At 41.6% G+C, this 11,903-nt stretch carries 9 protein-coding genes; 7 read left to right on the top strand and 2 right to left on the bottom strand.

The genetic code is table 11. From position 1 onward, the window contains the following. Nucleotides 1–30: 30 nt before the first annotated feature. The 3 genes from AACZ73_RS10135 to AACZ73_RS10125 all read left to right on the top strand — a co-directional run bounded on the left by AACZ73_RS10135 (nucleotide 31) and on the right by AACZ73_RS10125 (nucleotide 3,278). Complete coding sequence (locus AACZ73_RS10135; protein ID WP_339877522.1) at nucleotides 31–546, top strand: hypothetical protein; 516 nt, start codon at nucleotides 31–33, stop codon at nucleotides 544–546. Nucleotides 547–560: 14 nt separating this feature from the next. Beyond that, a complete protein-coding gene (locus tag AACZ73_RS10130) occupies nucleotides 561–1,016 on the top strand; it encodes a hypothetical protein (protein WP_339877520.1) in 456 nt (151 codons plus the stop codon). Between the two features lie 105 nt (nucleotides 1,017–1,121). After that, entirely contained in the window at nucleotides 1,122–3,278 is a 2,157-nt protein-coding gene (locus tag AACZ73_RS10125; RefSeq protein WP_339877518.1) for a TonB-dependent receptor, read from the top strand. Between the two features lie 174 nt (nucleotides 3,279–3,452). On the opposite strand, the gene AACZ73_RS10120 is transcribed toward AACZ73_RS10125, so the two are convergent. Continuing rightward, on the bottom strand, nucleotides 3,453–4,805 hold the full coding sequence (locus AACZ73_RS10120; RefSeq protein WP_339877516.1) for an ATP-binding protein: 1,353 nt from the start codon (nucleotides 4,803–4,805) through the stop codon (nucleotides 3,453–3,455). Then, nucleotides 4,795–6,183, bottom strand: coding sequence for a sigma-54 dependent transcriptional regulator (locus AACZ73_RS10115; RefSeq protein ID WP_339877514.1), 1,389 nt, complete (start codon nucleotides 6,181–6,183; stop codon nucleotides 4,795–4,797). Before AACZ73_RS10115 ends, AACZ73_RS10120 begins: the two co-directional genes overlap by 11 nt. Before the next feature lie 260 nt (nucleotides 6,184–6,443). Between AACZ73_RS10115 and AACZ73_RS10110 the strand changes: the two genes are divergently transcribed. From AACZ73_RS10110 to AACZ73_RS10095, 4 genes are all read left to right on the top strand, one after another. Next, on the top strand, nucleotides 6,444–7,760 hold the full coding sequence (locus tag AACZ73_RS10110) for an efflux RND transporter periplasmic adaptor subunit (protein WP_339877512.1): 1,317 nt from the start codon (nucleotides 6,444–6,446) through the stop codon (nucleotides 7,758–7,760). Nucleotides 7,761–7,888: 128 nt separating this feature from the next. Further along, nucleotides 7,889–8,257, top strand: coding sequence for a four helix bundle protein (locus tag AACZ73_RS10105; RefSeq protein WP_339877511.1), 369 nt, complete (start codon nucleotides 7,889–7,891; stop codon nucleotides 8,255–8,257). Between the two features lie 198 nt (nucleotides 8,258–8,455). After that, nucleotides 8,456–9,151, top strand: coding sequence for an ABC transporter ATP-binding protein (locus AACZ73_RS10100; protein WP_339877509.1), 696 nt, complete (start codon nucleotides 8,456–8,458; stop codon nucleotides 9,149–9,151). Nucleotides 9,152–9,259: 108 nt separating this feature from the next. Continuing rightward, on the top strand, nucleotides 9,260–11,620 hold the full coding sequence (locus tag AACZ73_RS10095; protein WP_339877507.1) for an ABC transporter permease: 2,361 nt from the start codon (nucleotides 9,260–9,262) through the stop codon (nucleotides 11,618–11,620). Nucleotides 11,621–11,903: the final 283 nt, after the last annotated feature.

Genomic DNA, 11,903 nt, shown 5'->3' with positions numbered 1-11,903 from the left:
TTTTATTCTTGTAAAATTAATTGCAGGAAAATGGCTAAGACGATTCTAATCCCCACTGATTTTTCCGTAAAATCCCTGATCACCGCGAAGATAGCGTTAGAGGCAAATCAAGATGAGCAAGGCAGAGTTAAATTGATCTTGATCCATGGAATCTTCAATTCCACCTCCATTACTGAATTGTTGTTTTATTCCAAGCATAAAGTCCTAAGTCAGCTCGAGACCCCTGAATTTCAAGCAAGCTGTAGGATTTTGAGAAGCAAGTTTGAGAGCATTCTGGAGTCTATGGACATTGATTTATTCAATGGCACCAGCCAGGCTGCATTTGAGAATTATCTGGATGGCAATCAAATCGACGAGGCATATTTGCCGGTGAATCGGACAAATCAGTTTAAGAATAGGAATAGTTTCGATCTCAGCAGATTTTTTCTAAAAAGTAAGTTGCGTGTCCAGAAAATCGACTGGAACAAACTTTTCCCATCAGAAAGCTCAGAGCGGAAAGATGAGCTCTCTTCCTTATTTTTTATCCGTGCGCAATCAGCGCATTAAGTTCAGTCATTAGTATGAAGGTCAAGATCACTAATCCAAAAATTTTTACTCTAGTGATCACCCTATATTTGACTCTGATTTCATTTCAGGAAAGCCCTGAATCAAAAATACTTGGCGGTTGGAAAGAAGTGTCTTGTGAGTATGAGAAAGTCGACAGTTTTGTAAATTCTGATTTAGACTATAGAACTACAGCGAATTTTAACCAGCAGCTTTCTGAAACCATCATTTTCCATAATGCTGAGATATTGGAATTCGATGACAGAGAATCGTTAAAGATGCATGCTTTGGATCAAACAAGTATATTGAATTGGAAACTTAAGGGAAGAGGAAACATACTTCAACTTAAAAATGCCGACGACCGGATGGAATATTATGAGATTCGCGAATTAACCTCAAATCGACTGGTAATACATTTTAGTTTTGAGATGCAGGTTAGAGGGATAGTAAAAATGACTTTTGAGAAAATATAAGATTGCTATCCAAGATGAGTATAATGAGTAAGAATTAGTTTTTGATTGCGGTGATCATTAGCATCTAAGCCTTAAATTTGCCGCTGAAACTGTACCAATACTTTTATGCTTCAAATTAATACCCAAAACCTGGTGAAGCTATTTCTGCTAGCCGGACTTAGTTTTACTTCACAAATTTCTTTTGCCCAATCCAGCGATACCATTCCTGAAACCCAACTGGGAGAGGTAATGGTGACGGCTCAAAAAGAAACTGAAAACCTTCAAAAAGTCCCTTTTAGTGTATCCGCAATCGACGACCGCAAGGTGGAGGAGATGAACCTTTGGCAGACCAAAGACCTTCGGGGATATATCCCTAATCTGTATTCTTCCAATCCCGGAGATAACAGAAACGTGATTTCCGTGCGTGGCATCACCACTACTTCCTACGAGCCGGCAGTGGCAACTTATGTGGATGGAGTAAATCAGTTTGGGCTGGACACCTATTTCTTCCTGCTGAATGATGTGGAAAGAATAGAAGTACTCAGAGGTCCACAAGGTACGCTCTATGGTAGGAATGCCATGGGCGGAGTGATGAACATTATCACCAAACCAAAGTCTGATGAGTTATCCGGTTTCATCCGGACTGATAATGGGAATTACGGATTTAGCAGGTTTGCAGCAGGAGTGAAGACGATGGTGCTTCCTCAAAAGCTGTATGCTGGATTTTCAATTCTGACTGACAAACTGGATGGATATTATACCAATCTATTCGATGACAGTGATTTCGATAAGCAAAAGAACTTTCTGTTTGCTGGTAACGTGAATTACCTTTTTGCAAATAACTGGGAGGCAATAGTCAATTTTAAAAGTAATTCTGGTAGAAACAGAGGCCCATTCTCTTTAGCTCCAGACCCCGATTCTGCTATAGAGAATCCTTTTGAAGTCAATCAAAATGCTACTACTGAAATGGTGGATAATAGCCAAAATATCTCTTTGGTCATCAAGAACTCTGGCCCAAGATTCAATTTCTCTTCCCAGACAGCCTACCAAAATAATTACCGTTACTATAAAACACCTATTGATGGGGATTTTTCACCAATTGATGGAGTGTCAATCGTAAATGACTATGGAAAAGATTGGAATACGGTGTCTGTTTGGACTCAGGAATTCAGATTGGCTTCTACAAATATGGGTCAGAAGCTGAATTGGCAAGTGGGCTTCTTCGGGTTCACCTCTGATGCTCCGACTCGTCAAGGGGTATATTTTGGTGATGATGCTGCTTTGGTGGGATCGCCGATTTCCAATTTCACCACTATCAATACAAATATCGCAACTGGCTATGGTTTCGCCTTTTTCGGTCAGGCCACTTATAGCCTAACTGATAAGTTGAAAGTTACTGCAGGCTTAAGATCTGATTATGAGAAAAAAGAATTGACCGTTTCTCAGGAACTGGATTTTGGACAGGGAGATCCTATGGTGACTCAGCCTGATACCACTGGAAATGTAGATTACAATGCCATTTCACCAAAGCTCGCACTGGCCTATCAGCTGGCGAATACCAATGAAATATACGGAAGTTATAGCCGCGGTTTTAGGCCAGGGGGATTGACACAGATAGGTTCTGATCCAAGCAATCCGCCTTTATTTGCTTACGAACCTGAATTCTCCAACAACTTTGAGATTGGGAGTAAAAACTACTTTTTTAACCGTAGGATGAGAGTGAATGTATCCGCATTCATCACAACCATTTCAGATGTGCAAGTGCCGGGCTTGATCCTGCCAGATGCCATAGTGGTAACGCAGAATGCCGGTGATTTGACAAGTACCGGAATTGAGTGGGAAATCAATGCCATTCCTACCAATAATCTGAGCATAGACTGGAGTTTTGGATATACCCATGCGACTTTTGATAAGCTGATGCTTCCTGGAGAATCCGGAGAAGTCGATTACTCAGGCAACAGACAGATTTTTACCCCTGAGTTTACTTCCATGGTAGCAGCACAGTGGACTCCTCAGTTTTTCAATTCCAGTACGTTGGATTGGATGGTAAGAGGGGAGTGGTTGTATTTTGGAGAGCAGTATTTCAATCTTGAAAATACAATTAGCCAAGATGCTTTTCAAATTGTAAATGCCAAGTTTGGGGTGGTTTCAGACACAATAAAACTGACAGTTTGGGCTAAAAATATCTTTGACAAAACTTACATAGATTACGCTTACAATTTCGGCCCATCACATTTGGGTAATCCGGCTACGTTTGGAATGACAGCTATGTATAAGTTTTGAGTAGTTTGAGATTATAGGTGTCATGCTTTTCCAGAAGCTTGACTAGAAATAAAAGCCTCTGAAATCATTCGATCTCAGAGGCTTTTTCGTGTTTAAAAATCTAACTATATAATCTTATAGAATGACAATTTAGCTTATATATCTTCCTTTCGAAAATAGAAACAGAGATAGAGTTTACCTGAAATTCATCGTGAAAATCGTCCGCTCATTAGGAATTGAGGTTACTTCCAGACTACCCTTGTGGAGGTTCATAATCTGTCTGGATATTGCCAGTCCAATACCGCTTCCTGTCTTTTTGGTAGAATAAAAAGGAACGAAAATCCGCTCCAGTGCTTCAGGAATAATTCCTGGTCCTGAATCTTCAACTTGAATCATCAAGCCTAAATCCCCTTGTCCAATCGATGATAGCCAAATGGTACGATCAGCTTGATTTTGCAGGGATTCAGAAGCATTTTTCACCAAGTTGATCAAGATCATGGTGATCTGATCCGGGTCACAGTGTATTTCCAGATCGACTGGATAGATCTTAGTCTCGATCTTCACCCGAGCTGCTTTCAAATCCTCTTTCATCAAATTAAGCACATTCTCAAAGAGCTGGCTTACAGGCATGATCACTTTTTTCGGAGCTGGAATATTGGTGTAGTCCCGATAAGCATTTACGAAATTTACCAAACCTTTACTTCGATTGGCGATGGTGTCTAGACCTTCCTGCATGTCCATAAATCCATCCCTTTTGATAAGAAAACCTTCTTGCTGCACGTAGCTATCCTCATCCAAAATGGTACGAAGGGATTCCACCAAACTGGAGATCGGAGTGATGGAATTCATGATTTCATGACGAAGTACCTTGGTCAGGTTCTGCCAAGCCTCCAGTTCGTTGGACTGAAGTTCTGCATTGATATTATGCAGAGAAAGCAAGGTCCAGCTTTGTCCACCCATCTTCAATGAAGTGGATTGTATGATCAAATGCAGTGAGAGATTTACCTTTTTGGAAATACGCTGGCCGGGCTTCATCTCCATCACCTCTTCCAAAAGTTTGGGAGAAAGCTTACCCAAATCTGTGATATCCCGAAACTGCGGGATTTGTAGTAAATGCTTTGCAGCGTTATTGATTACACCGATTTTCCCGGCATCATTGAATGAAATAATACCTGTATTGATATGCTGAATGATTACCTGAAGGAACAGCATCTGCTCTTCCTTTTCAGCCCTTGTTTGCTTAAATACGTCCATCACCTCATTGAAAGAAGTGTTTACCTCACGGAAGGAGTTGCCCATTTTGCTATCAGATGTGAAGGAACTGGAAAAGTCCGCATATCGGATTGAATCCAGAAATCTTGCAAGCTTGTGATTGATGGAGTTCACATAATAGATCATCTCTCCAATCTGGAGCAATGCAATCAGTGCCAAGATCCCAGGCGCAAGCCAAAGGTTCTGGCTGTAATAAAGCCAAAGGGCGAGGTAGAGATTGAGGATTATTCCGAAAATTCTAAGGCCTACTCCAAAAGAAAACCGCTTATAAACCATATTTCTCCAGTCTGCGATAGAGTGATGAGCGGGTTAGTCCAAGTTCTTCCGCTGCTCTGGTGATATGCCCGTTATGCTTTTGCAGCGCCTTTCTAATCAAAATACGCTCTACATCCTCGATATTCAAATGCTCCAAACTTACTGATTCATCCTGACGCTCAGGCTGAGCCATTTTCTGCAAAAACAGATCTTCGGGTTGCAGCACATTATGATTGGACATGATCACTGCCCGTTCTATGCTATGTTGTAATTCACGGATATTGCCTGGCCAGTGGTACTTGGTCATGCGCTTCACAAGTGGCTCGGAAGCTTTCCGGATGTCTTTATTATACTTTTTAGAGTAAAAAGTAATGAAGTGGTCTGCCAAAAGAGGAATGTCTTCCACACGCTCACGAAGAGGCGGAAGCTGGATTTCTATGGTATTGATTCTATAAAGTAAATCCTGACGGAAGCCATTTTCATACACCATATTATGGATCGGCATATTGGTAGCGGAAATCAAGCGAATATTTACATCCACTGGTCTATTTGCTCCTACCCGGGTTACCTGACGATTTTGAAGCGCTGCCAAAAGCTTGGACTGAAGCGCTAGCGGAAGATTTCCTATCTCATCCAGGAAAAGCGTGCCCTTGTGAGCCTGCTCAAATCTTCCTGCGCGGTCTTCTTTTGCATCGGTAAATGATCCTTTTTTATGCCCGAAAAGCTCTGATTCAAAAAGCGTCTGGGTAATCGAACCTAAATCCACTCCCACAAAAGCTTCTCTATTTCTTCTCGAATGTCTATGGATAGCTCTTGCTATCAATTCTTTGCCGGTGCCATTTTCTCCCAAAATCAACACATTCGCATCGGTGACCGCCACACGCTCGATCGTCTCAAACACCTTCTGCATGGAATCACTTTGTCCGATAATGTCCTTAAACTTATTATCGATGTCCTCCTGCATAGTTTGCTTCTGATCCCTAAGCAGATCAACTTCCATTTTCTTTTTGCGAAGCTGCAAGGCAGAATTTAGCGTAGCAAGCAATCTCTCATTCTCCCAAGGTTTCAGCACAAAGTCAGTGGCTCCTTCCTTGATAGCCTTTACCGCGAGATTCACATCTCCATAGGCAGTGATCAAAACCACAACTGCCGAAGGATCAAGTTCCAAAATCCTATCCAGCCAATAGAATCCTTCCTGTCCCGAACTCACATCTTTGGTGAAGTTCATGTCGAGAAGGATCACATCGTAAGATTCATTATGCGTGAGGATAGGAAGTAAGTCTGGATTGGTCTCCGTATCCACTTGGGAAAAATGCCGCTTTAGAAAAATCTTTGCTGCCTTTAATAGGTCCTCGTTGTCATCTACAATTAGAATCTTGCCTGTACGTTGCTCACTCATAAGTAAAATAATTTGTTCGGATGCGGAAAAACATCCTTCGTGTTATTGCCCCTTGTTCCAAAAGCATACCGAAAAAGCAGAGCAAATAAATTTGACTCAAAACGTTTGATTTCGGACAATCTGAGCATGTTTTAATGAAACTGGGCAGGATTATAAGTTAGGAAAAAAATAGTCGACTTTGAATTATTTTGTTCGCTTGCGGACGAAAATGTTCGCGAGCCTTGCTTCTGATTTTTGATAAATCAACGAAACAGGCTTGTATGGGCGATTTTTTGCATGGCATACCATTTGGCATAATGGCAATAGCCCGAAAATGGCATTTACACACAATGGATAGAAAAATAGCTAAGAAAACCTGGACCCCTAAAAGAATCGCCTGGATTGTAGGCGGTGTCATTTTAGTCGCCGGAATTGTTTATCAAATCGGATACGCAGATCATCGCTCCACTATGAATGTGGAGAAAGACCGGTTGAGTATCGCGACAGTTTCAAAAGGGGAGTTTACCGATTATATATTAGTATCTGGACAGATCGAACCTGCGCAGACCTTCTTTCTCGATGCAGTCGAAGGCGGTATGGTAGCTGAGATTGTACGTGAATCAGGAGCGGTAGTGGAAGTAGGAGATACGATTTTGATTATGGCCAATTCCAACTTGCAATTGGACGTGATGCAGCGCGAAACCATGCTTTATGAGCAAATCAACAACCTACGTCAGACGAGACTTTTTCTGGATCAAAATGATTTGAGTCAGCAAGGACAATTGGCAGAGATAGATTATCAGATCAGCTTGCTGGAGCCACAGTACAAAAGATTCAAGGAGCTTCATGAGAAGAAATTGGTTTCGGACCGTGAATACGAAGAAGTGGCAGAACAATATGAATACAATTTGAAAAGGAAGGAACTGACTTATAAATCATATAAGAGTGACTCCATAGCCAGATCCTATCAGTTGGCGCAACTTCGCCAGTCGGAAAGCAGAATGAATGCTTCTCTGAATGGTGTTGGGCAGATCTTGGATGGTTTGGTGATCAAAGCTCCTATAGCAGGTCAGCTGGCAATGGAACAAATCGAAGTAGGTCAGGCGATCAACTCAGGTGAGCGATATGGTCAGATCGATGTGCAGGATGAATTTAAAGTGAGAGTGCCAATCGATGAATTGTACTTACCAAGAATCGGCCGTGGCCTAAGAGGAAAGTTTACTTTGAGTGGCAAGGATCATGAACTTGAAATCACGAAGATCTACCCAACGATTACCAACGGTCGATTTGAAGTGGATATGAGGTTTACCGGAGAAAGTCCACAGGGAATCAGAAGAGGACAAAGTGTAAGAATCAGATTGCAGTTGAGTGACAGTGAGCAGAGCTTACTCCTCCCAACAGGTGGATTCTTCAAGGATACTGGAGGAAACTGGGTATTCGTGATCAATTCAGACGGAAATGCAGAAAAGCGAAATATCCGCCTAGGGAATAAAAACCCTGAATATTATGAAGTGTTGGAAGGCTTGGTAGAAGGTGAAAAAGTCATCATCTCTGGGTACGAGAATTTTGGGAAGAATGAGATTTTGGATTTGAAGTGATGTTGGGTGTTCGATGCCGGATGTCCGATGTTGGGGGCTGAAGTAAGGTGATCGGTGTCAGATGTTTGGTGATTGATGCTGGAAGTCAGAAGTCTAAATTATGATTTCTTGTCTTAAAATATAGAGCCATGGAAGAATATGTGCCGCACTTTAAATTCGAAAAGCTTCAAATATGGCAAAAGGCCATGGATTATGGAGAAGATATTTTCAGTGTATCAAAGGATTTCCATAAGGACGAGATATATAACTTGATTTCACAGATAAGGCGTGCGGCGGATTCCATTGCTTTAAATATTGCTGAAGGATCGATCTCACAAAGTAACCCAGAATACAAGAAATTCTTGGGTTATGCGATACGCTCATTGGCTGAAGTAGTGACTTGCTTACATAAAGCAGAAAGAAGAAAATATATAGATAAAGAACAGTTTACTAAACTATATGCTGAGGCTTTTCATCTAATGAACATGATGCAATCTTTCAAATCAAAGATTAATTAGATAGAAATGAATTGCTTTGAAACGCAGAGGTGATTTGATATTAAATAATAGCAAATTTATAAATAATAATGGAGGTTCAACCAACATCTGGCACCCGACATCGGTCATCCGACATCAAACAAAAAATAGTAATCTAATCATCAACGGAGGTCCAAACCACACCGGTCACCGGACATCAGACATCTAACAATAACAAATATGAACGTAATCAAAACCGTTAATCTCAGAAAAATGTACGCTACCGAAGAGGTAGAGACAACTGCTTTGGATAGCATCCAGATCGAAATCAAAAAAGGCGAGTTTGTCGCTATCATGGGCCCTTCAGGTTGTGGTAAGTCCACATTGCTGAATATCCTAGGATTGCTGGATAATCCGGATGATGGAGAGTATCACTTTCTTGAACATGAAGTGGCTAAATTCTCTGAAAGACAGCGCTCATCACTCAGAAAAGGAAATATCGGCTTTGTATTCCAAAGCTTTAACCTGATCGACGAACTGACTGTATTTGAAAATGTTGAGCTTCCATTGCTATATCTGAAAATTCCTTCAGACGAGCGTAAAACAAGAGTTGAAGAGGTGCTTACCCGTATGAACATCATGCACAGAAGAAACCACTTCCCTCAGCAGCTTTCCGGTGGTCAGCAGCAGCGTGTGGCTATTGCCAGAGCAATTGTAGCCAAGCCGTCTGTGATCCTTGCCGATGAACCTACAGGTAATTTGGATTCCACCAACGGTGAAGAAGTAATGCGTCTATTAGAAGAACTGAATAATGAAGGAACGACCATAGTAATGGTAACCCACTCTCCGCATGATGCTAACTACGCTCACAGAACTATCAACCTATTTGATGGTAAAGTGGTAACTGAGAATATCAGGGAGCAGTTTCATGTTTGATATTGCCCGATGTTAGATGTCTGGTGTCGGGTGTTTACATCGGGCACCGGACATCGGACATCAAGCAAATTCAGCACGTTTAACTTAAATTAACCCCCCCAACTTCCCATGCTCCGCCACCAGATCCTACTTGCCTTCCGAAGTTTCATGAAGTCCAAGAATATTTTTGCGATCAATCTATTTGGGTTGACCATAGGACTGTGTACCGTGATACTGATTATGCTTTGGGTGAAGGATGAACTGAGCACGAATCGTTATCATACTAAGATTGATCAGATTTATCAGGTGATGACGAATCATGATAATTCCACTGGAATCGTCACCATTCCGTATACACCAGCTGAAATGGCAGAGGCTATGGGTGCCGAACTTTCTCAGGTGGAAGCAGCCACTGCTATTTCGCCTTTTATTGAAGGAGTTTCTTTTGAGCAGGGAGATACCAAAATGAATGGGGATGGGTACTTTGTAGACCAGGAATATTTTCAGATTTTCGATGTAAATTTTGTAGCTGGAAATCCGGAAAAAGCACTCACTGATATCAATGCAATCACCATCTCAGAAACGCTGGCCAATAAACTTTTTGGAAGTCCGCAACTGGCAATAGGCAAATCTCTGAAATGGCAGGTTTTTGATTTTAAAAATGAAGTGGAAATTGCAGGCATTTATAAGGATTTTGGGAATCTCGATGTGGTGAAACCTGATTTCCTGCTTGCATTCCCTTTTTTCAGACAAATGCTTGGGGATGGAGCACATTGGGATAATTTTAATGCTTCCGCAGCTGTTTTACTCAAAGAAGGAACTGACGTAGCGGATTTAAATGCACAGATCTCAGATTTTATTAAGCAAAAAAGTGAGTCTTCCAATGTTTCGGTTTTTGTACAGCCTTTTGGTGATACCTATTTATACGGTACTTATGAAGACGGAAAAGTAGCCGGGGGAAGAATCAGCTATGTGAAAATATTTTCTGCCATTGCAGTCTTTATCCTGATCATTGCCTGCATCAATTTTATGAATTTGACTACAGCTAAATCCATGAGTAGGCTGAAAGAAATTGGTGTGAAGAAAACCATGGGAGCAAGCCGTGGTGGGCTTTTTACACAGTTTATCACCGAGTCCTTAGTACTTACATTTTTTGCGATGCTGCTGGCAATATTGGTTACATTTCTGCTGCAATCATTTTTCAATCAGGTTACGACCAAGACTTTATCGCTTAGCTTAAAGCCCGATATCGTTTTGATTTTATTAGGTATCTGGTTTTTTACAGGGTTATTGGCAGGAATTTACCCAGCAATTTACCTGTCCAAGTTTAAGCCAGTAGAAGTCATGAAATCCAATCTAAAAGGGAGTTTCGGAGAGCTGTTGGCGAGAAAAGGTCTGGTAGTATTTCAGTTTTCTATCTCACTTTTACTGATAATCGGAATTACCGTTTTGAGTAAGCAGATGAATTATATCCAAAACCAAAATTTGGGATATAATCAAGCTCACTTATTGGAGCTGAATGCTTCTGGAATCGCTCCAAGCCAATTAGATAGCTATCTTGAGGAAGCCAAAAAAATACCTGGCGTGAGTAACGCTTCTAGCTTGTCCCACCCACTGGTAGGATTGGCGAGTTCTACAATTGGCTTGACTTGGGAAGGAAAAAGCGAAGAGGAGCAGGTGAAGTTTGAAAACATTACGGTCAACATGGGCTTGATCGAAACCATGGGTTTTGAAATGGCTGCAGGTCGTGCTTTTTCTCCGGAATTTGGGGAAGAAGAGAAAAAGATTATTTTAAATGAAGCCGCAGTACAAACCATAGGTTTCCAAGATCCCGTGGGTCAAATCGTCAACCTGTGGGGCGAGGACAGGGAAGTGATCGGGGTGGTAAAAGATTTTCATTTTGAATCCCTGAAGGAAGAAGTTAAGCCTGCCTTTTTGAAATATGATCCAGGTTTTGCCCAAAAGGTAATGGTGCGAATTGAATCAAATGACCAAAATGCCAGTATTGCAGGAATTACTGAAGTGTATGAAAAATTTACTGGACAGCCGTTGAGCTACTCCTTTATGGATGAGGACTATCAATCGCTTTATGCTTCCGAGCAAAGAGTATCTGATTTGGCTAAATACTTTGGTACCACCGCCATATTCCTTTCCTGTCTCGGGTTATTTGGATTGGCGGCATTCACTGCCGAGAAGCGTAAGAAAGAAATAGGAGTGAGAAAAGTAATGGGGGCATCTTTGGTCAGTATTCTAACCTTGGTTTCCAAAGATTTCATCGCTTTGATTTTGGTGTCTATTCTTATCGCAGTTCCGGTAGCCTGGTATTTCGCAAATAGCTGGCTGCAATCCTACGCATTCCAAACAGATTTGAGCTGGTGGATATTTGCCGGATCGGGTGTGCTTTTAATTGTGATTTCATTGATTACAGTGGGCTATCAGGCTTATAAGGCAGCATCGGCAAATCCTGTGGAATCTTTGAGATCGGAGTGAGAAGGGAGGTTGGAAGTAGGAAGTAGGGAAGTGGGAAGTCGTTGTTAGGCTGAGCACTTGAGAGACGAGAGCCTCGAAATCGAAGGCTATTCTAAATTTAGGTGAAATTATTATCCTCGACTCCGCTCGGACTGACACGATATAAGGTAAACGACTTAATCTGTCTTAAAGGGCCAGGGCAGAGAACGGTCCTCGACTCCGCTAGGATTGACATCTGTTTAGCTTCCATTTTTTAGTCGACTTTAATATCTAAAAGCTTTGCCCGCAGGCGAACGTTACTGTA

The organism is uncultured Algoriphagus sp. (assembly GCF_963974835.1).
In the GTDB taxonomy this organism is placed as follows: Bacteria; Bacteroidota; Bacteroidia; order Cytophagales; family Cyclobacteriaceae; genus Algoriphagus.
Note: the sequence above shows the minus strand (reverse complement) of the source record. Positions and strands in the feature narration are given on the sequence as shown.

What these genes read in the sequence shown, in the direction of transcription:
- AACZ73_RS10135 (WP_339877522.1), top strand. Translation starts at nt 31, where the DNA reads ATGGCTAAGACGATTCTAATCCCCACTGATTTTTCCGTAAAATCCCTG.
- AACZ73_RS10130 (WP_339877520.1), top strand. Translation starts at nt 561, where the DNA reads ATGAAGGTCAAGATCACTAATCCAAAAATTTTTACTCTAGTGATCACC.
- AACZ73_RS10125 (WP_339877518.1), top strand. Translation starts at nt 1,122, where the DNA reads ATGCTTCAAATTAATACCCAAAACCTGGTGAAGCTATTTCTGCTAGCC.
- AACZ73_RS10120 (WP_339877516.1), bottom strand. Translation starts at nt 4,805, where the DNA reads ATGGTTTATAAGCGGTTTTCTTTTGGAGTAGGCCTTAGAATTTTCGGA.
- AACZ73_RS10115 (WP_339877514.1), bottom strand. Translation starts at nt 6,183, where the DNA reads ATGAGTGAGCAACGTACAGGCAAGATTCTAATTGTAGATGACAACGAG.
- AACZ73_RS10110 (WP_339877512.1), top strand. Translation starts at nt 6,444, where the DNA reads ATGGGCGATTTTTTGCATGGCATACCATTTGGCATAATGGCAATAGCC.
- AACZ73_RS10105 (WP_339877511.1), top strand. Translation starts at nt 7,889, where the DNA reads ATGGAAGAATATGTGCCGCACTTTAAATTCGAAAAGCTTCAAATATGG.
- AACZ73_RS10100 (WP_339877509.1), top strand. Translation starts at nt 8,456, where the DNA reads ATGAACGTAATCAAAACCGTTAATCTCAGAAAAATGTACGCTACCGAA.
- AACZ73_RS10095 (WP_339877507.1), top strand. Translation starts at nt 9,260, where the DNA reads ATGCTCCGCCACCAGATCCTACTTGCCTTCCGAAGTTTCATGAAGTCC.